Source organism: Psychrobacillus sp. PGGUH221, assembly GCF_042055255.1.
Taxonomy (GTDB): Bacteria; Bacillota; Bacilli; order Bacillales_A; family Planococcaceae; genus Psychrobacillus.
This window is the reverse complement of record NZ_JAQMHQ010000012.1, coordinates 66,368-90,399: the sequence shown is the minus strand read 5'-3', so window position 1 is coordinate 90,399 and position 24,032 is coordinate 66,368. Positions and strand designations below refer to the sequence as shown.

The window sequence follows — 24,032 nt, the reverse complement described above, 5'->3', positions numbered from 1 at the left end:
ATTTACTGGTTGACCTTATTTTTATAGGATTTAATATATCAGTAGCCAGGGTAGGACGTACGGGTGCGTGGGACAATGATCCCGTGAACTAAACTGTCCACCCCCTACTTGTAGAAACATGTTTGAGGCTGGTTGGGACATAGATCTCGTATAACAAGCGAAGCTATGATACTACATAAAGGAATAGGGGCACTGGTGAGTGAGTCAGAGGAGGAACCTAAATGAACCCAGTAGTTGGTCTGGATGTGGCAAAAGGAGAGAGCCAAGTTCAGGCATTTTTAGATAAATCGAAGCCGTTTGGAAAGAGTTATTCTATGAAGCATACAAAAGAGGAGTTAGACCGTTTTATAGGCTTTTTAAAAGAGATTGAAGGGATGACTGGGCAGATGCCTATGGTCATTTTAGAATCTACAGGTCATTATCATTCCCCTGTTATTCAATACTTGGAGGAACATGAAGTTTTATATATCTTGCTTAATCCTATCATTTCTTATCAGGCAAAGAGATCCAGTTTACGAAAGGTAAAAACGACGCAATTGATGCGTATCAGTTGTGTGTGCTTTATTACAAAGAAGATTTTGAGCCTCATAAAAACAGAGGAATTCAATTATTAAATCTTAGAAATCTTTCCAGACAACAGGAGATTGTGACGAATATGTATGTGGAGGCTAAGCTGCAGTTTCACACTATTTTAGATCAAGTGTTTCCTGAATACCGCAAGGTTTTTGGGGATCTTTATTCGAAGGTTTCTTTATTGATGTTAAAGAAATATCCTACTTCAGAAGATGTACTAGCAGCTGGAGAAAGTAAGCTAGCGGAGTGTGTTATGGAGTTTTGTCCAAGACGATCTAGTCTATGGGCATTGAATAAGGCCAAAAAATTAATGGATTCCGCAGCTCGAAATCCATTTCAAAAAGTGGTGTATCACAGTCACTTAATCAATCTTCAAATGTATATTGAGTTGCTTTTTCAGTACCAGGGACACCTTTCAGAGTTAGAAAATCGTATTGTGACAATGGCAAATGAATTAGAAGAATACAAAGTTGTCCAATCGATTCCAGGAATCGGAGAAAAAATCGCTGCCACGATAATCTCTGAGATTGGTGAAATTGAGCGGTTTAGTCATCCGAAAAAACTGGTTGCCTTTGCAGGAGTAGATCCCAGTGTTCACTCATCTGGAAAGTTTACTGCCACAACCAATCGTATTACTAAACGAGGTTCAAGTAGATTACGCCATGCTTTGTATCTTGCCGTATTGTGCAGTATCAGAAGTTCAAGAAACAAAAAGCTTAAAGAATTCTATGATAAGAAGAAATCAGAAGGAAAGCCTGCCAAAGTAGCGATAGTAGCCTGCATTAACAAACTGCTTCACTGGATTTATGCTTTATTAAATAGAAAAGAAAATTTCCTAGATATAGCGTAATTAACGGTTACAAGTAATAAAGAGAAAACCTTCCAAAAGGTTTTTGGAGGGCTATTTCCGGTGTGACATTATCGAAATTCGTTTTCTTAGGGAAGAACTCCCGCAGTATGCCGTTCGCGTTTTCATTACTCCCACGTTGCCAAGAAGAATAGGCATCCGCAAAATAGACCTGGATGTTTAGTTCTTTTTCTAGCACGTTGTAACAGCTAAATTCTTTCCCACGATCCGTTGTAGCGGTTTGGATTGCACCTTTTGGTAACTGTTGATGTAAAAGTTTGACGGCTGCTTCCATTGATTCCGCTGATCGGTTAGGTATCAAAATCCCTTTGTACCAGCGTGTTTTACGCTCAATGAAAGTAGCGACGCAGCCCTTTGCTTGTCCACGTCCAGAAACGACCGTATCGAGCTCCCAATGACCAAATGTTTCCCGGTTACGAACTTCTTTGGGGAGTTTGGAGATGGATGTACCAATGTTAAAACGACCTCGTGTTTCTCGCGGTCTCTGACGTTTCCCTTTTTGACGAAGGACTGTCAATGGCACTTCTAATAAGCCGATATAAATCCAACGGTATATACTTTTAAAGCTCAGCTTCCCTTTATACAAGCGGCCGACAATCTGTTCAGGCGACCAAGTTTTCCCCAACTTTTCTTGAACAGCTTCTTTTAACAAGGGCGTTAATTTTAGTTTCGCCCCACAGAACGATTTATTGGTATGATAACGAACTTGCGCTTCTTCAGCCGTAATGAGATGAAACAAGCACTTAATCCACAATCGACCAAGGAAATGCCTTGGCTGGAAAACTGCATACGAGGCGTTTCAGGAAGAACTGTTGCACTTAATTTGACAAACGGTCTTACAAAACAATTTGAATTAAAGAGAGAGTTTCAGCTCTGACAAGAATCACTCTTTAGTCGTACTTGTAGTGGATAGTTAGATGGAAAAGTAGCCAATACGAACGATTTTTAGAGAGATGATTAAATTTAATTAATTTGGAAAAAATAATATCGATACAATCCCATTTTGTATCTTCTTCTCTTCTAAAAAGCGACCTTCTCAATCGAGTAGGTCGCTTATTTAATATATTTTGGAGGTGTCCGTAATTTCCGCTACTAGTCCACCCTTGAGATTTTACTGTACATGCATACGAAGAAGTCCTACTGAGTATCTCATCTCTAACTTCCTTTGTAAAACCTATTACAGAACTGTTAATAGATAAGGCAGCAAACGGAGTTCAGGTTAGATTTGTAAGGGATGGTTGGGGGAGCAAAAAATTTCCACGTCACATCATCTTTCAGATGATGGATGCAGGAATAGAACGCCGAATAATATTTCTTGTACGTTTTCCATGGATTTTGTCCAATTGGAATTACCGGGGGAAAGGAATCCTTTACTGGCGTGCAACGATCACTGACAGAGCGTATTATTGAGCAAAGTGCTCGCCTGCTTTCACCATTATTATAAATTAAATAAAACAGGAGTAAACTCGTGTTAGAAGATATTTTAGCATGGGTTTTTTTATATATGTGAAAATACATTACAAAAAATCATTATTATTATTAATTAACCTATATATTTCATATTTCACGTTTCGATAAAGTAAGACCAACTAGCTATTCCAAAAGCTAAACTGCAACGGATCAGTTTTTGACAGCTGACTCAAAAACTCTACATGATTTAAAGTGAAGATAAAATACTAACAGTAGTGAGTCACATCTCTGTTGCAAATAATATTCGATATTGGGGAGTATAAAAAACTCATGATGGGGAATACCACAAAGTACCGAATACATTTGAACGCCTACATTTTTGGAATTGATTAAAGATAAGAATGAAAAGCTACAAGTCGATTCGAATTTGGTATGTATAGCTCATATAGGGGATGGTGTTTTGATATGACTTATTGGAGAAAAACAGGCCCGATACGGAAAATTTTACGTGCGTCGACTCCGAAGGAATTAAATAAATTTGTAGATGAAAATGCAAAACGTCATTGGCAACCAATAAGTAAGGTTCAACAAATAAACGGTCATTTTGAAATATTGATTGAGATGAAAAACGGAGTGTTTAAACAAAGTGAAAGTTTGGATATAGGAATGTGACTATATTAACATCCCTAGGAACCACAAGTATAAAAAAAGAATAAACGGGCAATATAATTTAGATTATAAAATGAATATAGAAAGGGCGGTAAAAAATGAATCTTAAGTGGTTAAGACTAGTAACAGCAGTTTTTCTATCTGCCATCTTGTTAATGGGTTGTAATAATGATGAAGAACCGATTGAAGATCCCGCAGATGCAACTGATCCAGATACTACAGATGAAAATAATGTGGTCCCTGATTCAGAAGAACCGATTGAAGATCCCGCAGATGCAACTGATCCAGATACTACAGATGAAAATAATGTGGTCCCTGATTCAGAAGAACCGGTTGAAGATCCCGCAGATGCAACTGACCCAGATACAACAGATGAAAATAAGTAAACAGCAATAAGTTTAAGGGGCTGTCCCAAAAGTCATCAATAATGACTTTTGAGGGCAGCCCTTTTTTCGTTACTAAAAATGGGTACAAAAAAATCGTCACTTCTAGTAAAATGAAAGTTACCACACCAACATTTGACGATTTTTTATGTGCAATCCAAAGATTACTAATCCAAATTATATCACTGAACAAACTTCACTTCCACTGGCAATTCAGGAGGAAACTTGCAATTCTAAAAAAAGAAATTACGCACCTACTTTTATTCCATATAATAACCAACAAGGAATATCCCTTTTTGATATACAAGATTTGATCCCTGGCAACCATGTATCACGCGTGATTGATGAAATGATTGAGTCTATTGATGACGAAGTTTTCTTTTCTCATTATAAAGGTGGTGGAAGAAGCTCATTCCATCCGAAGATGATGACAAAAGTGATTCTGTACGGTTATTCTAAAAAGGTTTATTCCTCACGGGGTATTGAAAATTTACTCAGCGAAAATATTCCCGTAAAATGGCTCGCAGCTGGACAAGAACCCGATCATCGTACAATCAATCGCTTCCGTTCAGAGCAATTTATAAACATGATAGATTCACTATTTGAAGAAATGATTCTGCTACTTATCGAGCAAAACTATATTACCATGGAAAACTACTTTTGGATGGGACAAAAATTGAAGCCGATGCCAATAAGTATTCTTTTGTGTGGAAAAAAGCAACGAAGAATTTCGAGGGAAAGCTAAAAGAAAAAATACAAGAAACGATTCAACATATTCAAGAAATAGCGGAATCCGAGTTGATTCAATCTACTATTAAGGAGGTCAAAGAAGACGTAACCCCAGAACAATTAGAAATCATTGCGCAGGAATTGGAAGAACAGGTATTCACTTTAACAAATGAAGTTGAAGCAGAAGAAGATGTCGCGGCACGTAAAGAAATCCGTTCGCAACGAAGTGTGCTAAAGAAACCATTAAAATTGATTCGAGAAAACTTCTTGCCTCGCCTGAATAAATATAAACAACAATACGAAGTCTTCGGTGACCGCAATAGCTTTTCGAAAACAGATTATGACGCGACGTTTATGCGAATGAAAGATGATCATATGAAAATCGGACAATTAAAAGCGGCTTATAATGTTCAAATGGCAACAGAAAATCAATTCATTTTATTTTACTCCATGCATCAACGTCCTACGGATACAGGCTGCTTTATTCCACACTTGGAGAAATTAGCAGCATCTAGTTTACCGATGCCAAAAACGGTGATAGCCGATGCGGGTTATGGAAGTGAAGAAAATTATCTGTATGCGATAGGTGAAGAAAAAGAACCCCGTTTTGACTTCCTTATTCCGTACGGAATGTATCTAAAGGAAAAGTCACGAAGTTATAAGAAGAACATCAAACATGCGAAGAATTGGGATTACATCGAAAAGGAAGATCATTTTATTTGTCCAAACGGGCGTAGAGTTGAATTTAAAAAGTATTTGAATAAGAAAAATGTCTCGGGTTATGTACAAAGTTTAAAAGTGTACGAATGTGAGGACTGTTCAGATTGTCCATTGAAAGCACTCTGTACAAAAGCCAAAGGCAATCGCCAAGTACAATGGAACCCCATTTTTGAAGAAATGAAAGCAAAGGCCAAAGCAGCCCTTGAATGTGAAACGAAATCACGCATCTACGCACAACGTAAAATTGACGTAGAAAGTGTTTTTGGCCACATCAAGGGCAATCGATCGTTCCGCAGATTTTTACTGCGGGGCCTCGAAAAGGTTCACACAGAATTTGGGATTGTGGCATTAGCCCACAACCTACTGAAAGTAGCAGGCATTCGCCAACTACTTTCAAGAAAAATTAGTAAAAACATAAATACAGGTGGAGAAAAACGACTCGTTTTTCTCCACCTGTTTTATTTTAGGGACTTATTAGACAGCCCCTTTGTTTTGTATGTTTCAAATTGAACTATTATGATTCCTAAAAAAGGTGAAAAGAAATTTAACTTTTCCAATTTGAATTTCCAAGAAAATCAATCAGATAATGGATCATAAGAATAAACAGCAAGATAAATAGAATCAAGTTGTATCAGTATTTGAAGGTACTTTAAGGTCATGAAATTCATGATTAGGGTGAGTGTGAATCCTCCTTCAAAATGAGCTTTATCTGATGAACTTTTCATTTAATGACTGTAGGGTGAGTGATATTTCGTGTACATCCTTATATAAGCGAAAATGTACATATTAGTGTTGACATTTATATACGTATCGTACACATTCCCAACCTTTTTTAAGCCGGAAACAGTGGCAAATTCCTAGACGTTCGCCCTCCCCCTATATCCAACAAAGACAGGAGTTGACTAAAAGTGAAAAACACAGTCAAGGGGCGAACTTGAAATGCAGTAAAGCATCGGCGATTACTATGGTTGAATCACTCTATGAATCATGTAATTTGTTAGAACTATTAGAGGTCAATCTTTTATGTTCAATACGTTTTGTAAAAATAAAGGTCATCATTTAACAGTATATTTCCTTTTTAAATATTTTAGTTACGAAAAGTATAAACCATAGAAAAATAGGGGAATATATCCAGGGATTCATTTTGCCAATTGAAAATAGGAAATTGGAAACTAATACATCCCATTAGAAGTTGAAAATCAAAAAAGATAAGGAGGTGTTCTTATGACGGTAATTAATGACGTTAAGACTTCTCTAGCAGGCTTGAAAAGTGCTCAGGCAAGTTTTGAAACCTTTGCTCTAAGTACAGACAATCAACAAGCGAAGTCGCTTTACCAAGATGCTGCTAAACAAACTCAATCTGTTATAGACAGTATTGAACTGCGTGTTCAACAAATTGAACAAGAAGAACCTCAATACAAACAGGAATAATTATTAAGGAGAGACAAAAGGTTGGTTGAAGTAACCAACCTTTTGTCTCTAAAATAATAGACAAAACACAGAGGTGAATTCATGATATCCACAATAAAAAAATTGAAAGTTGGTCTTTTAATATTAATGGTTATCGGATTATGCTCAGGTTGTAATGGAAATCAGGATCAATTTGCTGATGCCAATGAGGATTTGAAAGTTTCAGAGGTGAATATAAGTAAGCCAATCAGTCAATCCGTTGCCAATCAAGCAAAAGAAAACACCATTACTGAAGAAGAAATTTCGAATGTGAAGGCTGTGAATACTGATAAAGAGCTATTAGTAGCCATAAAAGTGAAACAATTTGATCGTTTTCAATTAAAAAAAATTGAAAAGAACGTAAAAACTGATCTGGAAAAAATGTATCCAGATTACAAAATCTTGGTTTCGACTGATCAAAAAATGTATTTTGAAATTGACAAACTGGAACAAAAACTCCAAAAGAATAACTTGAGTATGAAGAAGTTAGAAAAAGATATTAAAAAAATCAAAAGTCTCATGAAAGAACAATCGTAGAGAAAGAGAGGCTTCGTCCCATGTCGAATAATAAAAAGAAACAATTAACACCAGTGCAACAGGAATACCAAGATCTTCAAAAGCAACGAGAGATAAAAAGACCAGTAGTTCGAAATTGTATAAAGGCGTTTTTAATAGGTGGACTTATTTGTCTTATTGGACAGCTAATTCAAACATTCTATATTTATTATTTTGATTTTACAGATCAAACGGCAGCAAATCCAACGGTGGGAACTTTAATTTTTATCGCTATGCTTCTTACAGGATTTGGGGTTTATGATAGAATTGCACAATTCGGAGGAGCGGGGTCGGCTGTTCCGGTGACTGGATTCGGAAACGCCATTATATCTGCAGCTATTGAACATCGAACAGAAGGATTTGTGTTAGGTGTGGGTGGTAATATGTTTAAACTTGCCGGTTCCGTGATTGTATTTGGCGTATTTTCAGCATTTGTCATTGCCTTGATTAAAACAATTTTAATACAGTGGGGTGGATTGTAATGTTAGCAGGTCATCGTACATGGGTCTTCGAACAAAAACCTGTGATTATTTCTACCGGAACAGTTGGAGGGCCATTTGAAGCAGATGGAGCTATCGCAGATGATTTTGATCTCCTTCATTCCGATTTATGGCTCGCACAAGATTCATATGAAAAAGCACATAAAATACTTTTTGAAGAAGCATGCCAAAAAGCAATGGAAAAAGGGGGAATCCAAAAAGAACAGGTTCAGTTTCTTCTCGCAGGTGACCTGATTAACCAAATTACCCCGACAAGTTTTGCAAGTCGAACCATTGGAGCACCTTATTTTGGTTTGTTTGGTGCATGTTCCACATCTATGGAAGGATTGGCTCTCGGTGCCTTTATTATCAACTCAAATGGAGCTAAATATTTATTGACAGGGGCCTCCAGTCATAACACGGCCGTTGAAAAACAGTTTCGCTATCCGACTGAATATGGTGGACAAAAACCGCCTACTGCACAATGGACAGTAACGGGTGCAGGGGCTGCTTTGTTAAGTAATACCGGGGAAGGACCACGTGTAACTTCTGCCACGATAGGCCGCGTCATTGATATGGGGTTGACAGATCCTTTTAATATGGGAGGGGCTATGGCACCCGCTGCGGTTGATACCATCGAAGCGCATTTAAAGGAACGAAACGTTGATCCCTCTTATTATGACTTAATCGTAACAGGTGACCTTGGCAAAATAGGGCATGAAGCATCGCTTGAAATATTCAAAAAGCATGGAACCCCTATCACGGAAGAACAATACCAGGATTGTGGACTCATGATTTATCGGGAAGGACAGCCGGTTTTGGCAGGAGCCAGTGGTGCGGGTTGCTCAGCAACCGTAGTATATGGCCATTTATTAAATCGCATGAAAAAAGGTGAATTTAAAAGAATGTTAGTGGTAGCTACAGGTGCTCTACTATCACCGCTAACCTTCCAGCAAAACGAAACAATTCCTTGTATTGCTCATGCGGTATCGATTGAATACGGGGGTGAAGAATAGTTATGATCTTTTTTTGGGCTTTTGTTGTAGGTGGCTTGATTTGTGTAATTGGTCAAATTATGTTTGATGTGTTTAAACTAACACCAGCACATACGTTAAGTACCCTTGTAGTGTCTGGTGCCATTTTAGATGGGGTAGGTTTATATGAACCATTGATTGATTTTGCTGGCGCAGGAGCTACAGTGCCTATTACAAGCTTTGGTAATTCACTGGTACATGGTGCCATGGCGGAAGCTGAAAAACATGGTTTAGTTGGCGTACTCACTGGGATGTTCGAAGTGACAAGTTCCGGTATTTCATCTGCCATTGTTTTTGGCATGATTGGTGCTTTTATTTTTAAACCAAAGGGATAAGGAGGATGACAGATGACTGTAGTGTCGGATGTAAAACAATGTCTAGCTAGTCTCAAAGGAGTAGAAGCTAGCCTATCCAATTTAGCAGAACGTACACAAGATATTGAATCAAAACAAACCATACATGAAACGATGATGGTAGTAAGCGAAATAGTGACAGATTTGAATAAAAGGGTTGGAGAATTGGAAAATGAAGAATATCAATATAAAGGTTTTTAAGTAAAGAGGAGGTCTTTTAATCATGCCTGAATGGCTAGATGTCGCGCTTCGATCAGTAATGTTTGTCATTTTTCTTTTTTTCGTTACCAAGGTACTAGGTAAAAAACAAATAGCTCAACTTTCTTTCTTTGAATATGTAACTGGAATAACCATTGGAAGCATAGCAGCAGAAAGTATCATGGGATTAGATGGAAACATGTTTTTAGGATTGTTAGGGATTGGAATCGTTTCATTGATCCCATTTTTAGGTGGTCTTATTTCTTTAAAAAGTAAAAAGTTTCGCGATTTTACAGAAGGCAAGGGGACTATATTCATCAAAGACGGAAAAGTTATGGAAGATAATTTGAAGAAGGAAAGATATACTGTGGACGAATTGTTAGAACTACTTCGGAATAAGGATGTCTTCCAGGTGTCTGATGTGCAATTTGCGGTATTAGAACCAACTGGGGATTTATCTGTTATGTTGAAGAAAGAAAACCAACCTTTAACAGCAAAGGATTTAAACATAAAGGTAGCATCAATCAAGGAGCCTCAGACTGTCATTATGGATGGCAAGATTTTGGATGAGCCACTTGCAACCATTGGGTACAGTAGAAGATGGTTAAAGACGGAACTGGAAAAACTGGGAGTCACAATTGAAAACGTATTTATCGGACAAGTGAACTCCTATGGGGAATTAACGGTTGATGTTTTTGATGATAAACTACAAGTTCCATCTCCTCAAGAAAGGCCATTAATCCTTGCGACAATGAAAAAATGCCAAGCTGACTTAGAATTATTTGCGCTAGCAACAGAAAATAAGGATGCTAAGGAGCTATATGTAAAAAATAGTGAAAAACTACAAAAAGCTATTGATAAAGTTACCCACATCTTAAAAAGTTAATTGTTTAAAATAATAGGGCGGATAATGCCGCTAAGAAAACTCGTAAATATCAATTTCCATGTGCATAACACATCGTTCTAATGCATATAAATATAAAGATTAGGTACAGTAGTTGGAACTGGCGGCCAACACCCCCATTTAGAATGGGTATGGAGATGCAGGACTCGCCCCTGCCGTTGATAACTTAATCAAAGGAAAAAGTCTTGGATTTTATTCCGAGACTTTTTTTTATGTGCGCCCGGCATGGGTGTGAACTATAGGGTGCAAGTCCCGAACCACGAAGGCAGAAGTAGTGGTTAGCCAAGTGCAAGGGTGTCCGTGGTGACGCGGAATCTGAAGGAAGCAGGCGGCAAAACTCCGGTCCGAGGAACACGAACCTCATAGTAGGCTATGTTTTTCTGGATGAGTGTGCATAACAACGTAAAGTCCTTTCTGTCGAAGGGTAGACAAAGTAAATGAGGCGGATAGATGGAGTGAAAGTACACACTCTTACCCTGGGAGGTCTGATGGATACGTGAAGTACCCTTCATAACCTACTTAGTGATAAGTAGTTGAACCATCAGAAGTCAGCAGAGGTCATAGTACCGGTTGGTCTAGAACGACTGGGAAGGACCGAACAATTAGGAAAGAATAGCCCTTGGCATTCAGTGAATGATGATGAACACAGAAAAACACTTGTCCTCACTTGAACGAAAGTAATGGTGAATCCCATGAGGGTCCTCTTGGAGGGTGGAGTCATCACTGTTATAAGAAGAAAAGCTATTCACGAAAGGAAGAAATAACAATGCTCATGAATCAAATCCTGTCACGGGAGAATATGCTTCCAGCACTTAAACGTGTTGAACAGAATAAAGGAAGCCACGGAGTAGACATGATATGCCCGTACAAACCTTACGAAAGCACATCCTCGAAAACTGGCTATCCATCAAAGAAGCGATTCTCAAAGGTACATATGAGCCCGAACCAGTCCGAAGAGTCGAAATCCCGAAACCTGATGGGGGTGTTCGGTTATTAGGTATACCAACTGTAACGGATCGTTTGATTCAACAAGCAATCGCCCAAGTACTTTCAAAGGAGTACGACCCGACCTTTTCGGAACACAGTTATGGCTTTCGACCGAATCGAAGTGCCCATGACGCTATACGGAAAGCCAAAGGCTTTCTAAAAGAAGGATACCGATGGGTGGTCGACATGGATTTAGAGAAATTCTTTGATAAGGTGAACCATGACCGACTAATGAGCACATTAGCTAAGAAAATCGATGACAAACCATTATTGAAAATAATTCGTAAATATCTACAAGCTGGTGTCATGATAAACGGAGTGGTATCAAGTACAGAAGAAGGAACGCCACAAGGTGGACCGCTAAGTCCTCTACTTTCCAATATCGTGTTGGATGAACTCGATAAGGAATTGGAGAAAAGAGGTCACAAATTCGTTCGGTATGCGGATGACTGTGTGCCACGAAAGCAAACGAAGTGTGCTTGAGAAGTCTACTTTGTAAGCTATGCTGCACTTAAGATGAGAGAAGGCCTCTCGCAATCGCTATACAGGTAGAGATTGCAAACCACCCTAAGGTGCTATAGTCAAAAGCTATGGTATTGAGCGTTAGGGGAAAAGGCAGAGCATGACTCTGTCAGGTATGTATTAAGGAGACGAAAACCATTGAACCGCTGATGAAGTATCGAAAGCGTAGAGATGTCATCAAAACTGAGGGGGAGTCATTAACTCAGGATAAGTTCGGAGGCAACCTGTTTACTGTCCGTTCGGTGACCGGTATAAAGGCGGCGTGAACTTAATACAGGCTTTTGTGTGGAACGTGGGAACCTACGACATGGATGCTAAGGGAGAGATTTCAAGTGGAAGCCCCACAAGAATCGGAGTACCAATGCCATGTATAGAGGCGGAATAACTCGTAGTAGCAATGAAATCTCCTAACGGAGATGGAGCAAAGGGGTTATATTATTCAGTTTTATAAACAAGTCAACCAACAAACTGGGAGGAACTTATGCATAAAACAAAGCCATATGTTATATCCAAGAACGTAGTATATGAAGCTTTTCTAAGAGTTAAAGCAAACAAAGGGTCAGCAGGAATTGATGAGCAATCCATAGCAGAGTTTGAAGAAAATCTCAAAGATAATCTGTATAAAATATGGAACCGAATGTCATCTGGCAGTTATTTTCCACCAGCTGTTAAAGCTGTAGAAATACCAAAGAAAGCTGGGGGTACAAGAACACTTGGAATTCCAAGTGTGTCGGATAGGATTGCACAAATGACAGTGAAATTATATTTTGAACCTTCGGTAGAGCCATTCTTTCATGAAGATTCCTATGGATACAGACCGAAGAAAAGTGCCATTCAATTGTTAGAGATCACTCGGAAAAGATGCTGGAAGTACAATTGGGTACTTGAATTTGATATTAAAGGTTTATTCGATAATATAGACCATGATTTATTAATGAGAGCGGTAGAAAAGCATACAAAAGTCGAATGGATAAAGGTATACATCAAAAGATGGTTAAAAGCACCGTTTCAAACGAATAAAGGAATAAAAGAACGTAACTCTGGCACACCGCAAGGTGGGGTCATAAGTCCGGTATTAGCAAATTTATTTCTTCATTACACGTTTGATAAATGGATGGCAATCAATCATCCTAACAATCCATTTGCTAGATATGCAGATGACGCAGTCATCCACTGTAAGACAGAGGAAGAAGCAAAGAAGTTGCTTGAATCCCTAAACAAGAGAATGAATATATGTAAACTCGAACTTCATCCAACTAAAACCAAAATTATTTATTGCAAGGATGCAGATAGAAAAGAAGAGCATGAAAACATATCGTTTGATTTTCTGGGCTATACGTTCAGACCAAGACGGTCGAAGAACAGATGGGGAAAACACTTTGTGAAATTCACTCCCGCTATCAGCAATAAATCCAAGAAATCAATTCGGCAAAAAGTAAGAGGTTGGAAACTGCAATTGAAAGCAAATAAGGAACTCTTTGACTTATCGATGATGTTTAACTCAGCTATTCAAGGATGGATTAATTACTATGGGAAGTTCTACAAATCCGAAATGTATTCTAGTTTGAGGCATATTAATAAAGCCTTAATCATGTGGGCAAGAAAGAAATATAAAAGACTTGCTCGTCATAAGAAAAATGCGGAACGTTTTATGGGTAGGATTGCTGTTCAGAATCCTAAGCTCTTCAAACATTGGGAACTAGGAATAAAGCCTACGGCTGAATAATGGGAGCCGGATGAGCTGAGAGGTTCACGTCCGGTTCTGAGAGGGGCTACTGGGGAGGTTCCAGTGGTCTACTTGCCTTGTTTGTTGTTTCCAATATAAGAGCGAAGCTCAGGAATTCTTTCAATCATTAAAGGAGAGATTACAGAAGTTTAACCTAGAAATAGCGGAGGATAAAACCAAAATTATCCCCTTCGGGAGATTTGCGGAGAAAGATGCAAAACAAACGGGGAATAGAAAACCTGCAACCTTTGATTTCCTCGGTTTTACGCATTATTGTGGAAAGAGTAAACAAGGATACTTTCGTGTGAAACGGAAAACAAGTAGGAAGAAGCTACAAGGTAAACTGAAGGAATCGAAAGAATGGATAAAGAATAACCGAAATAAAGATATTCATATGATTATGGATAGATTTAAACGCTCGCTTGTAGGTTACTACAACTACTATTGCATCACGGATAACACGCAAAGTGTTCACCATTTTAGAAACAAAATTCAATATTTACTGTTTAAATGGCTCAACAGAAGAAGTCAAAGAAAATCCTTTACTTGGGATAAATTCAATCTCTTTCTTCATAAATACCCGTTACCTTCACCAAGAGTTAAAGTGAATATATACGATTTAAGAAAGAAGATTGGCTACATTTTGTGAATGATGACTAGGAGGAGCCGTGTGCGTGAATAGCGCAAGCACGGTTCTGTGAGGGGGGTGGAACACATTCTACCGTAAGGTAGAGAGGTTCCCTTCTACTCGACTAGTTGTACGAAATGTTCCTAGTTTAAATAGAGGATGGTTACATTTCTCTGGTAAAGGCTAGGCAGTTCCTTATGGAACTGAAGGATTATATCGAAGAATCAAATGAAGAGGTAACGCTCGGAAGGGTTCTCTCTTAGTCGAGTAGCACTGGATTTAGTAAGAATGACCGTGTTATAAGCTCGGTGAAAAGGCGTGAGAAACTACCGTACCAGTTCGGCTGACGAAAGCCTACTCGATGGAGTGGTTAGTTCATGATGCTTGAGTTGAATGAATATGGTGAGAATGCAAATATACCTAAAAGAAAGGTTAAGCTGACGAACTTCTGAATGTACGGGTCTAGAACTGCGATACATAGAAATGTGTATGTCACCAAATTGTGGAGGTTAGATGTGGATGAGTAAGACTAGCTAATATGAAAATCCATGATACGTTACAGGCGTATGAATGCTAACAGGCTTAGAGGAAGCACCTAAGTTCATTCTATAATAGATATAATTCAACGTTGTAAGCTGATAACGTGGAGGGCTTACTCCCAAAGAAACGGTGGCAAGGAAAGCAATAATGACAATAGTTATTGTATAACTTACTTTTGTATCAGTGAAAGTGGTGGCACAGTACCCATGAAATGTCTAATCCACATGGAGGGATAGCCACCAGACTAATAAAGAATCATTTAATCATGCTAGGCAAATCTTTAACGGTTAATAAGGTTCTCGTGAGACTAATAGAGGTTCACCTCCTACGGGAGGCACCGACTTATTGAAACGGAAGAATTGAGATACGGAAGGTATTAAAATATCTAAAGTGTTGATGATTAAATCGAATTGGATTAGTTGGAACGCCGTATGAAGTGAAAGTTTCATGTACGGTGTGAACGGGGGGAAAAGCTGGCGATAACTTCAAAAGCTTACCTATCTGTATCATGTAAGAAACTGTTTAAAGAAAAAGCCTGTATAATTAATAAAAAATCTTTTCACAAATTAATTTAGCATTAAAATTATTAAATTTTATTAACAAAACTATTAAATATTTTGTATATTCAGTATATTTTGAGTTTTATATGGCAAAATTAATAATAATAAGGTGGTGATAAATATTTATAAACCTGTAAAGAACTTTAAAACAAGTCATTTTGGCAGTAATTTTTGGGACTGCTTTAGCTTTAAATTGGATAGAGACGCGTATTTTTACAGTGATTTAGAATATGAGCATTGGATTCTAGTAGAAACAAATCCCTTAATAAATAATTTTTGTGAACAACCAATAAAAATAGAATTAGAATATGAGGGCAAAATGCATAGTACAATTTTTGATATGTGGATTCAGTGGAATAATGGCAAAGAGGAATTTATTGAGATTAAATATTCAAAAGATATAAAAGAATCGTTAAATCCAAACTGCAAAAGAAGTATGAAAACACATATTCAATTAGCAATCCAAAAAGAATGGTGTAGCTTAAATGGATATTTATATAGAATTGTCACAGAAGAAGATATTAGATCCCAACCAATGCTTAGTAATAAAAAATTAATTATGCCATATATCAGGGATAGTAATAGTGTTAGTGACATAGACAAGAAAACAATAATGAATAAACTAACAGAAAAAGAAACATTGGTTAGCAGCTTGGCATTGGACACAAATCTCGACCAACAGACATTAAATAAAACTTTATTTAGTTTATATATTCAACAAAAAATTAATATTAATTTAGATGAGATTTTATATTCCAATAATTCAAAGGTGAGATTACACAATGATAGATAGAGAAAGGTTAATGAACGAAAGAGATATATGGCCAAAAGTAAATATTGAAATGTTGGATGAAACAAATCGTGAAATATTTCTTAAAAGATTTAATGCAATTAATGCATATATTGAGGCCGAAAAGTCATTGAATAAAATATACCTTGAAACTAGTGTTCCTAAAAGTGAAATATTTCGCTTACTAAAAAGATGTCAAAAAATTGATGAGTTCGGAAATGTATATGGCTATAGAGGTTTATTGAGATATCAACGGATAAAACCATACCAAGTTAAGTCAGACAAAAAAATAAATGGGTATAATAACGAAAAATTTAAAAAAAGTGGTGCTTTCAAGTATTTATTAGATGAATTTCCCGTTATTAAAGAAACAATTGATAATTTAGTATTTAACAAAAAAAATGGAGAAATACGTGCTAATAACAGAACAAAAGACATTCATAAAAAGTTTATACAAGTTTGTAAATCTGTCGGCTTAAATACTGAGAACGGTAAATATCCTTTTAACACAATTGATCTTGCCAAAAGATCATTGTATAGATATTTAAGAAAAATAAAAAATACTAATCCTAGTAAAGTAATACGTAATTATGGGAAAGATTCAGTAATGCTCTACAATAATACAGGCCAAGGTGATAAAAATACAATAATTGAAAGACCTTATGAAAGAGTTGAATTTGATGGACATAAAATTGATGTGACAATTGCAATCAGTTACATCTCCCCTGAAGGTGATGAAGTTGTCGATATAATCCATAGAATATGGCTTTTAGCAGTAATTGATGTTGCCACAAATTTAATATTAGGATACCACATTTGTTATAACCAAGAGTATTCTACTGATGATGTAATGCTTTGTATTAGAAAATCAATTTTACCTTGGTCTCCAAAACAACTAACAATACCTGCATTGCGATTACCTAAAGAAGGTGGTTTCGCATCAGAAATTATACCTGCCACTAGATATGCAGTTTGGGATGAGATTTGTTTTGATAACGCTAAAGCACACCTTGCCAAAAGTGTAAAACCTAAACTAAAAAAAATAGTGGGGTGTTCTATTAATACAGGTCCCGTTGGAACTCCTACGCGTAGACCAAAGATTGAAAAGCTTTTCGATTTATTAGAAGAGGAAGGTTTTCATCGTTTAACTAATACAACGGGGAGTAACACTAGTGATGTCAGAAGAGAAGATTCGGAAAAAAAGGCAATTAAATATCGAGTTTCAGTTGATGAGATTGAACAATTGGCAGAAATACTTATCGCTACAAGAAATGGTATACCCCAAAGATCATTAAATAATCTATCTCCGTTAGATGTAATGCAGCAGAGAATTAATAGAAACTTTGTGTTTAGAACACTTAATGAAGAGTATAGAGAAGGAAAGGAATTTATGATGTATCAAGAAACAAGAATTATTAGAGGGTCTTTAGAAAAGGGGAGAAGACCATATATAAGATTTGAGGGCGTGGATTATCGAAACTATGTTTTATCAGAAAACTTCAATTTAATTGGCACAAAAATAACGTTAGAAATTGATTCAGAAGATTTGAGAAATATTAGAGCTTTCTTGCCTGGGGGTGGAGAATTAGGAATATTAAAGGCTCAAGGAAAATGGTCAATAAAGAAACATTCATTAAGAATAAGAAAAGCTATAAATAAACTCAATTACAGAAAAGTTCTTCATTTCCTAAATGAAGATGACCCCATTGAAATCTATCACAATTATTTAAAAACTAAAGCAAAAACTAATCGTACAAAAAGAAATGAACTAGTTCACTTAGATAGTATCATTAATAAACCAGAAGATGTTCCAGGTGATACAGTAGAAAGAACTGTTGAAAAAAAAGTGGCTAAACCAATAAAAAAACCAAAGAATGAGAAATTACAGTTAAAAACTATACAAAAGGAGAAAAAAAATAGAGTTGTTAAAGATCGTTTCTTTTTCAATTCATAGAAAGGATTAAAAATGGAAATCCATAATGTTAAACAATCATATAAATTTAGCCTTCCAGATATTCCAGTCGGGAGTCATCCTCTAGAACAAGGGGATTATATATTATCAACTATTGCTATAAATGATTTATTTGAATCAATAATTAAATGGATTCATATGAGAAATCCAGGTGCAATAATTTATGGAGCTCCACGACTGGGTAAATCTTTCGCAATAAAATATTTACAAAGAATTTTTGAACTTAAATACGAAAATGAATTCGTATCTTTTTTGGTAACATCTGAAAAGGTAAAAATTCCAAATGAAGATAGGTTTTATGAAAATCTTCTTAAGGATGTTGGTCATTCACTTTATAATAATGGTAAAGCAAAAGCGAAAAAAAACAGGTTAATAAATTACTTACTAGAAAAGGGAGAACATTCAATAAAGAACCAAGTGGTTTTGTTTTATGATGATGCACAACGTTTAGGGGAATATGAATATGAGTGGTTAATGGATATATATAACGAGCTACAAAGATACAATATTACAATGACTACAATTTTAGTAGGACAAGAAGAATTGAAACATAGAAGGAATTCATATTTAAGTACAAGTAAACAAATTGTTGGACGATTCATGATACATGAAAAACCTTTCCATGGAATGAAAGATGTTGAAGAATTATCATTTCTTCTTGAAGGATATGACACTATTTCAGAGTTCCCATTAAAAAGTGGTTGGAGTTATACAAAGTATTTCTTTCCGGAAGGATTTTTAAGTGGATCACGACTAGAAGCAGAGGCTCCAACTATATGGAATATCTTCCAGACAATCAGATATGAAAACGGAATGAAAAAGAAAATAGAAATACCAATGCATTATATAATTGCAATAATAAATTATGTTTTAATAAAGTACGGTACAAACAATCAAGGAATATTATGGCCTACACCTAACATGTGGCGTGAAGGTATCTTGGAATCGGGATATATACAAGCAGAGGTGATACAATTATCGGATATCTAAATAAGGATCATTACACATGGAATAAAGATTTTGTGAAGGAATATGAATCCCCTTGGAGTATATTAACCAAATTTAGAACCTTAAACAGTATAACGTGTAGAGATATGTTTCGTTTGTTTGGAACCAAACATGTAAAGAGTTTAAAAACAACAATTGGATCTATTCATAAAAGCATAATTACATTGAATGGATTTGACGAAAAAGATTTAATAAAGGCATTAGACATAGACCTTTTTTCGATGAATAATGACTTGATAAACAATCTAAAAAAACCTTTTATGTCAAAAAACAATAAAACTTATAATTTAAATATTTTTAAATCTGTTTTATCGTTCTGTCCAATTTGTATAGAAAATAAGTATCATTCAACACTCCACCAATATCTATTTTTTCATAGATGTCCTTTTCATGATATTGAACTACTAAAAAGGTGTCCATCATGTAATATTGAAACTCCCTACCTTTTCGACGATAAAAACTTTATTGATGGTTATATCTGTGCGTGTGGACATATATACAGTAGTGGACGATTGATATCAAACCGAACTTTTTTACCTATTTTTCAAAACAAATCGATGGAAGAGTTTATAGATATACAAAAAACTAATACTATTTTTAACATAGCATTTCTTGATGATTTTGAGGAAGATTCTTTTTCAAGTTCAGACATAAAATATGACCATATTGATTTACTAAATTTCATAAATAAGAAAAAGACCATCAAAGCAAAACCATTTCCTCGTTCAGAAAATAACTTAGATAAGATAAGAATGAAATTTAAAAAAATAGATACAGAAAAGAGATATTCCCATTATCCCGTTGTAAATCAAACGTATTTAATAGGCGTAAAAATTTTTAGTTCTATTTCAAGACAGTACAGAAAGACATTTTTAAAAAAACATAAGCAATGCATCCATTATTATACTAGTAATTCTTGTTTGGATTCGAAACAGTTTTGTCCTCTAGCAGTAGCTTACGTCCATTGGAAAAAAGATATGTTAGAATTTAAATATATCTCAGATGTTGATAATAAGGGGTATATTGCATTACGCAGGCGTAGAATAAATGATTTTGAACATCAAGTTAACCACTATTCAAAGTTTATTAATAGAAATTTAGATAACCTTTTCTATCCTGGAAAAATGCATCCTGATTATGTTAATTACTTTAAATGGAATTTATCTAGTATAAAAGCTCAACTTTTCATTTCAGAATTTGAGACTTATCTTGCAGCTAGTATTGAATTTATTAATAAAGACGAACCTATTAATCGTATTTATCGCAAATACGGTTATGCCTTTATGCCTAAAATTTTATTTAATCAATTTTCAGGTAACAATGGTTCATATTCCATATATATTAGACCTCAAAATAATTTAAAATTACTTATAGCAAAAGCTAATAGTTATTGTAATAACTAAGATCAATTTTGAGTTTAATAAATAGGTATATATTATCTCCAAAAAGTAGATACTAAATTCATAGTATCTACTTTTTGGAGGTTTTAAATTGTATATTTTACAAAACATTATTGAATTTGAAAGTATATGGAGTATTGTAGAAAAATTCAAATACAACAACGTTATTAATGGTAAAGAATTTAATGAATTAATATCTGCAAATACAACTTATGAACGAAATGACTATGTTTTAAACTTAACACCTACTAAAACAAAACAACTAGATAATTTATTAAATTTTTCCACTTATGACTATGAGACTAAAGTTAGAAAAAAAATTCTTGGAAATATAATTACTGACAGTCCATTACAATTAAAAATGGTGTTTAGCGAAAATCTGAAATATTGTCCTCTATGCCTAAAGGGAGGTTATCACAGCTACTTCCATCAATTAAACTTTGTTTATAAATGTCCATTTCATTTGATTGAATTAATTGATCATTGTTCGAAATGCAAGGCAAAAATAAAGTATCGAATAATTGTTACTAATACCCAACCGTATAACTGTAATTGCGGATATCCATTAATAGATGGAATAGAGGAAAAGTTTAGTAAAATTAAAAATACAAATACTCTCGATTCTATCAATTCCTTTTATGCGTGGATAAACTCACCATTAAAAAATAATGAAAATATTAAGATATATCCTTTAATAGGATGTATTGATGTGCGGTCGTTAAATGATTATAAACATTTATTTATTAATGGGAGCAATATCAATAAGAACATTATTCATAAAAATTACTTTTCTGCAATTAAGAAAACCAAAATAGATTTTAATGGAAAGAATATAATGGGAAGGGGGGAATTAAGAAATCTATATAAACAATCTAAGAGCATTTATTCATCTATAGTTAAGTATAAAAAAAAGATTTTTCAAAAAAAGATATGCATGAAATTAAAATATTAGTAAGAGGTATTGAACTAGATATTGTAAAAAATAATGTTTGTCATTACTTACTTTGGCGTAAAATATGTGAAGGAATAGGTACAGTTAAAGGAATAGATAATGGTATTAGAAGAAAACCAGACTACAATGATGATATAAAAACTGCAGCAAAATATTTTAATTCCATAATTAATTCTATTTATAATATATTAAAAAATGAAGAGATCAATCTCGAAGATATTTCAAACTTTATTCTTCAAGTCTTTTCGGTATTTGTTTTTTTTACTAATGATTTTTTAATAAACACAATTCATAAAAATCATTTTAACCACAATGTTCTAAATGAAATTAATATTGTTTTAATCATCAATAAAGAAACAAATCTTTGTTGTGTATTAGGAATGAATAAAAAAGATTAAAATGAAATTGTACAAAATATCGTTATATGAATGTTCCGCTTTGAATTAAATAGATGGTAGTACGGAACGTATTATGGAACTAGTTCTTTTAAACAAACAACTCATTGAAAGATTCAATCAAAATTAATAAATGGTACAGGTCAGCGATAGGATAATTCCTTTCGCTTTTTAATTATTGTCGGCAAACTGTAGAAACTCATATAATAAATCAATTAAATGATTTATAATATAATTATAGAAAAAAATGGAATAGGGGGTATATGATGGATACTACAATTGGAACTCTAAATGATAAAGATATTATCAATCTTTGTTCTAAGAATAAATTAATTACAGAAAATTTTTTAAGGAAAAATGTGAAACAAGCATGTTATGAATTAAGAGCAAGCAATATTTTTTATGATATTTCAGACTCACACAAAAAGAATACAGTAAATACTGGGGAATATATAATTATTAAACCAAAACAGATAGTAGTAATTATAACCTTAGAAGAACTTTCTTTACCGAATGATATTTTAGGTAAAATATTGACTAAAGGAAAATTATTTTCAGTAGGTCTATTACCTGTGAACACTTATGCAGATCCTGGGTTCCAAGGGAAATTAGGCATAGTTTTTAGTAATTTATCTAATAATTACTTAAAAATCTATCCCGAAGAAGCAATAGCGAAAATAGAATTTAATAAACTAGAGCATCCTGTGGAAAAAGCATATTCGGGTCAACATGGATATGAAACAGGAATATGGCCAATACCAACAGATTTAATAATGACAATTGAAGAGATCAAAAACGATAAGAGAATTAAGGATTTTTCTAAAGAAATCGAACTTTCACATGGTAAAAGTATCTCCAATGTAATTACAAGACTTCATAAGTATGAAAGAAAATTCCTCTTAGTTTCTATTGCATATCTTGTATTTACATTAATACTTATAGCTATTTTTCAAGGAACTGATTGGATAAGCACTATTACAACAATAGTTTTGGGTGTAATTGTAAATATAATTTATGGAGTAACCGCTACTTTCTTAACTAATATTAGGAGCTGATTATAATAGAATTATCTAAGATTATTGAAATGCAGAAAGAGTTTGATACGAAGCATGGATGGAGTCTTCAATCAGGAAATACCTCTGAAAAACTAGAAGTAATTAGTAAAGATATAATTGGTCTGATGGGTGAGTTAGGGGAGTTTTCTAATATAATTAAAAAACTAAACTTAACAAAAGATATTTATAAAGAAGAATGAAGGTTCTATTGCTGGGATACAAATTGCTTGTAGAAATTCTAGTTTAGTACCTATTAGAAGAATGATTAACAATGATATCTTAACTTACAAACACTATGTTCAAAACGATATATTAAACCTAAACGAGGCTGATATTCTTAAAATTATATCTAAGTTTATAGATAGTTCTATACGTGCTTATCACCTTGGCTTCAAAGTTATTCAAATACATGCTGCACATGGTTATTTTTTATCTCAATTACTGAGCAATGAGCTGAATAAAAGAAAAGATAAATTTGCTCCTTTAAATAACTTTGTACTTTCATCAATTATAGAAGGTATTCGGGAAAAGACCGAAGACATTATAATTGATCTAAGAATTTCTTTATTAGAGGGCTTGACTGATCCAGAAGCTGAACTCAATTTTAAAGCAGATCTAATAGAAAAATTGACTAAACTAGATATTGATATGATAAGTTTTTCTAACGGAATATACGATGTAAATAAGCAATTAATTTATCCATTAGAGCAATGGGGACACGCTTTTTTCCTTAAGAATATAATAAAATATGCGGAAAAATATCCAAATATACTTTGGAATACATCAGGTAATATTTGGAATATAGATGAATTGAAATTAGAAACACTACCTAATAATCTTACCTTTTCAATTGGTCGTTCTTTGATAGCTGATCCATTCTTTGTAAAAAAGTCTTTTGAAAATCAAGCTTCAACAATAAATAGATGTGAATTTAAGAATAAATGTCATTACTATTCATTAAATCTCGAGCATGTAGGTTGTCCTATATACGAACTTAATAAAACAATTTCATAAATTGTAAGGTTCATTTATCTAATGACTAATTAACATTAGATCATTATGAGCATTATTAATAGAACCTGAGGCAACTTATTTAGTTCTTTTTTCAAATTCAACTAATGGGGCATAACAATGGTACCAGTGAGCGAGGGGAAATTACCATCGCTTTTATTT

22 protein-coding genes and 4 pseudogenes are annotated in these 24,032 nt (G+C 34.6%); 25 read left to right on the top strand and 1 reads right to left on the bottom strand.

Annotation, left to right across the window (positions count from 1 at the left end):
* The first annotated feature begins 221 nt into the window (after positions 1-221).
* Positions 222-1,423 (top strand): annotated as a pseudogene (locus PGC35_RS19535) (IS110 family RNA-guided transposase).
* A 61-nt stretch (positions 1,424-1,484) separates the two neighbouring features.
* Here the strand turns inward: PGC35_RS19535 and PGC35_RS19530 are convergent.
* A pseudogene (locus tag PGC35_RS19530) lies at positions 1,485-2,165 on the bottom strand (IS30 family transposase); the annotation flags it as partial.
* A gap of 452 nt (positions 2,166-2,617) precedes the next feature.
* On the opposite strand from PGC35_RS19530, the pseudogene PGC35_RS19525 reads away from it, so the two are divergent.
* The 24 genes and pseudogenes from PGC35_RS19525 to PGC35_RS19410 all read left to right on the top strand — a co-directional run.
* Positions 2,618-2,797 (top strand): annotated as a pseudogene (locus PGC35_RS19525) (phospholipase D-like domain-containing protein); the annotation flags it as partial.
* A 519-nt stretch (positions 2,798-3,316) separates the two neighbouring features.
* Positions 3,317-3,523 carry a hypothetical protein gene (locus PGC35_RS19520; protein WP_375220328.1) on the top strand — a complete coding sequence of 69 codons (207 nt, stop codon included), beginning with the start codon at positions 3,317-3,319 and terminating at the stop codon, positions 3,521-3,523.
* A 95-nt stretch (positions 3,524-3,618) separates the two neighbouring features.
* Positions 3,619-3,906, top strand: a complete 288-nt coding sequence (locus tag PGC35_RS19515) for a hypothetical protein (protein WP_375220327.1) — start codon at positions 3,619-3,621, stop codon at positions 3,904-3,906.
* Between the two features lie 145 nt (positions 3,907-4,051).
* Complete coding sequence (locus PGC35_RS19510; RefSeq protein WP_375220326.1) at positions 4,052-4,648, top strand: transposase; 597 nt, start codon at positions 4,052-4,054, stop codon at positions 4,646-4,648.
* Positions 4,564-5,862, top strand: coding sequence for an IS1182 family transposase (locus tag PGC35_RS19505; protein ID WP_375220325.1), 1,299 nt, complete (start codon positions 4,564-4,566; stop codon positions 5,860-5,862). Before PGC35_RS19510 ends, PGC35_RS19505 begins: the two co-directional genes overlap by 85 nt.
* 714 nt (positions 5,863-6,576) lie before the next feature.
* Complete coding sequence (locus PGC35_RS19500; RefSeq protein WP_375220324.1) at positions 6,577-6,783, top strand: DUF1657 domain-containing protein; 207 nt, start codon at positions 6,577-6,579, stop codon at positions 6,781-6,783.
* Between the two features lie 81 nt (positions 6,784-6,864).
* A complete protein-coding gene (locus tag PGC35_RS19495) occupies positions 6,865-7,338 on the top strand; it encodes a YhcN/YlaJ family sporulation lipoprotein (RefSeq protein WP_375220323.1) in 474 nt (157 codons plus the stop codon).
* Positions 7,339-7,358: 20 nt separating this feature from the next.
* The gene (spoVAC, locus tag PGC35_RS19490; RefSeq protein WP_340780272.1) at positions 7,359-7,838 is read left to right on the top strand and encodes a stage V sporulation protein AC; all 480 of its coding nucleotides are present in this window, start codon (positions 7,359-7,361) and stop codon (positions 7,836-7,838) included.
* Positions 7,838-8,851 (top strand): stage V sporulation protein AD, encoded by a 1,014-nt coding sequence (gene spoVAD / locus PGC35_RS19485; protein WP_375220322.1) that lies wholly within the window; start codon positions 7,838-7,840, stop codon positions 8,849-8,851. The genes spoVAC and spoVAD overlap by 1 nt, the downstream gene beginning before the upstream one ends.
* 2 nt (positions 8,852-8,853) lie before the next feature.
* Positions 8,854-9,204 carry a stage V sporulation protein AE gene (spoVAE, locus tag PGC35_RS19480; protein ID WP_375220321.1) on the top strand — a complete coding sequence of 117 codons (351 nt, stop codon included), beginning with the start codon at positions 8,854-8,856 and terminating at the stop codon, positions 9,202-9,204.
* Between the two features lie 12 nt (positions 9,205-9,216).
* Positions 9,217-9,423, top strand: a complete 207-nt coding sequence (locus PGC35_RS19475; protein WP_375220320.1) for a DUF1657 domain-containing protein — start codon at positions 9,217-9,219, stop codon at positions 9,421-9,423.
* Between the two features lie 22 nt (positions 9,424-9,445).
* Positions 9,446-10,306, top strand: a complete 861-nt coding sequence (locus PGC35_RS19470; protein WP_375220319.1) for a DUF421 domain-containing protein — start codon at positions 9,446-9,448, stop codon at positions 10,304-10,306.
* Between the two features lie 784 nt (positions 10,307-11,090).
* Positions 11,091-11,791 (top strand): annotated as a pseudogene (gene ltrA / locus PGC35_RS19465) (group II intron reverse transcriptase/maturase); the annotation flags it as partial.
* 523 nt (positions 11,792-12,314) lie between these two features.
* The gene (gene ltrA / locus PGC35_RS19460) at positions 12,315-13,559 is read left to right on the top strand and encodes a group II intron reverse transcriptase/maturase (protein ID WP_375220318.1); all 1,245 of its coding nucleotides are present in this window, start codon (positions 12,315-12,317) and stop codon (positions 13,557-13,559) included.
* Between the two features lie 304 nt (positions 13,560-13,863).
* Entirely contained in the window at positions 13,864-14,208 is a 345-nt protein-coding gene (locus PGC35_RS19455) for a group II intron maturase-specific domain-containing protein (RefSeq protein WP_375220317.1), read from the top strand.
* A 1,188-nt stretch (positions 14,209-15,396) separates the two neighbouring features.
* Entirely contained in the window at positions 15,397-16,080 is a 684-nt protein-coding gene (locus PGC35_RS19450; protein WP_375220316.1) for a TnsA endonuclease N-terminal domain-containing protein, read from the top strand.
* The gene (locus PGC35_RS19445; RefSeq protein ID WP_375220315.1) at positions 16,070-18,031 is read left to right on the top strand and encodes a hypothetical protein; all 1,962 of its coding nucleotides are present in this window, start codon (positions 16,070-16,072) and stop codon (positions 18,029-18,031) included. Before PGC35_RS19450 ends, PGC35_RS19445 begins: the two co-directional genes overlap by 11 nt.
* 12 nt (positions 18,032-18,043) lie before the next feature.
* The gene (locus PGC35_RS19440; RefSeq protein WP_375220314.1) at positions 18,044-19,039 is read left to right on the top strand and encodes an ATP-binding protein; all 996 of its coding nucleotides are present in this window, start codon (positions 18,044-18,046) and stop codon (positions 19,037-19,039) included.
* Positions 19,040-19,071: 32 nt separating this feature from the next.
* Complete coding sequence (locus tag PGC35_RS19435) at positions 19,072-20,460, top strand: hypothetical protein (RefSeq protein WP_375220313.1); 1,389 nt, start codon at positions 19,072-19,074, stop codon at positions 20,458-20,460.
* Positions 20,461-20,548: 88 nt separating this feature from the next.
* Positions 20,549-21,409 carry a hypothetical protein gene (locus PGC35_RS19430; protein WP_375220312.1) on the top strand — a complete coding sequence of 287 codons (861 nt, stop codon included), beginning with the start codon at positions 20,549-20,551 and terminating at the stop codon, positions 21,407-21,409.
* Positions 21,388-21,807, top strand: coding sequence for a hypothetical protein (locus PGC35_RS19425; RefSeq protein WP_375220311.1), 420 nt, complete (start codon positions 21,388-21,390; stop codon positions 21,805-21,807). The genes PGC35_RS19430 and PGC35_RS19425 overlap by 22 nt, the downstream gene beginning before the upstream one ends.
* A gap of 263 nt (positions 21,808-22,070) precedes the next feature.
* Positions 22,071-22,859, top strand: coding sequence for a dCTP deaminase domain-containing protein (locus PGC35_RS19420; protein WP_375220310.1), 789 nt, complete (start codon positions 22,071-22,073; stop codon positions 22,857-22,859).
* Between the two features lie 29 nt (positions 22,860-22,888).
* On the top strand, positions 22,889-23,059 hold the full coding sequence (locus PGC35_RS19415; RefSeq protein ID WP_375220309.1) for a hypothetical protein: 171 nt from the start codon (positions 22,889-22,891) through the stop codon (positions 23,057-23,059).
* 61 nt (positions 23,060-23,120) lie between these two features.
* Complete coding sequence (locus PGC35_RS19410) at positions 23,121-23,873, top strand: oxidoreductase (protein WP_375220308.1); 753 nt, start codon at positions 23,121-23,123, stop codon at positions 23,871-23,873.
* Positions 23,874-24,032 lie beyond the last annotated feature (159 nt).

Excerpts from the sequence above, each read along its gene's own strand:
- PGC35_RS19475 (WP_375220320.1), top strand. The coding sequence starts at position 9,217 with ATGACTGTAGTGTCGGATGTAAAACAATGTCTAGCTAGTCTCAAAGGA.
- PGC35_RS19445 (WP_375220315.1), top strand. The coding sequence starts at position 16,070 with ATGATAGATAGAGAAAGGTTAATGAACGAAAGAGATATATGGCCAAAA.
- PGC35_RS19515 (WP_375220327.1), top strand. The coding sequence starts at position 3,619 with ATGAATCTTAAGTGGTTAAGACTAGTAACAGCAGTTTTTCTATCTGCC.
- spoVAE (WP_375220321.1), top strand. The coding sequence starts at position 8,854 with ATGATCTTTTTTTGGGCTTTTGTTGTAGGTGGCTTGATTTGTGTAATT.
- PGC35_RS19470 (WP_375220319.1), top strand. The coding sequence starts at position 9,446 with ATGCCTGAATGGCTAGATGTCGCGCTTCGATCAGTAATGTTTGTCATT.
- ltrA (WP_375220318.1), top strand. The coding sequence starts at position 12,315 with ATGCATAAAACAAAGCCATATGTTATATCCAAGAACGTAGTATATGAA.
- PGC35_RS19510 (WP_375220326.1), top strand. The coding sequence starts at position 4,052 with ATGTGCAATCCAAAGATTACTAATCCAAATTATATCACTGAACAAACT.
- PGC35_RS19520 (WP_375220328.1), top strand. The coding sequence starts at position 3,317 with ATGACTTATTGGAGAAAAACAGGCCCGATACGGAAAATTTTACGTGCG.
- PGC35_RS19495 (WP_375220323.1), top strand. The coding sequence starts at position 6,865 with ATGATATCCACAATAAAAAAATTGAAAGTTGGTCTTTTAATATTAATG.
- PGC35_RS19415 (WP_375220309.1), top strand. The coding sequence starts at position 22,889 with ATGCAGAAAGAGTTTGATACGAAGCATGGATGGAGTCTTCAATCAGGA.
- spoVAD (WP_375220322.1), top strand. The coding sequence starts at position 7,838 with ATGTTAGCAGGTCATCGTACATGGGTCTTCGAACAAAAACCTGTGATT.
- PGC35_RS19420 (WP_375220310.1), top strand. The coding sequence starts at position 22,071 with ATGGATACTACAATTGGAACTCTAAATGATAAAGATATTATCAATCTT.
- PGC35_RS19410 (WP_375220308.1), top strand. The coding sequence starts at position 23,121 with ATGATTAACAATGATATCTTAACTTACAAACACTATGTTCAAAACGAT.
- PGC35_RS19440 (WP_375220314.1), top strand. The coding sequence starts at position 18,044 with ATGGAAATCCATAATGTTAAACAATCATATAAATTTAGCCTTCCAGAT.
- PGC35_RS19500 (WP_375220324.1), top strand. The coding sequence starts at position 6,577 with ATGACGGTAATTAATGACGTTAAGACTTCTCTAGCAGGCTTGAAAAGT.
- PGC35_RS19425 (WP_375220311.1), top strand. The coding sequence starts at position 21,388 with ATGCATGAAATTAAAATATTAGTAAGAGGTATTGAACTAGATATTGTA.
- spoVAC (WP_340780272.1), top strand. The coding sequence starts at position 7,359 with ATGTCGAATAATAAAAAGAAACAATTAACACCAGTGCAACAGGAATAC.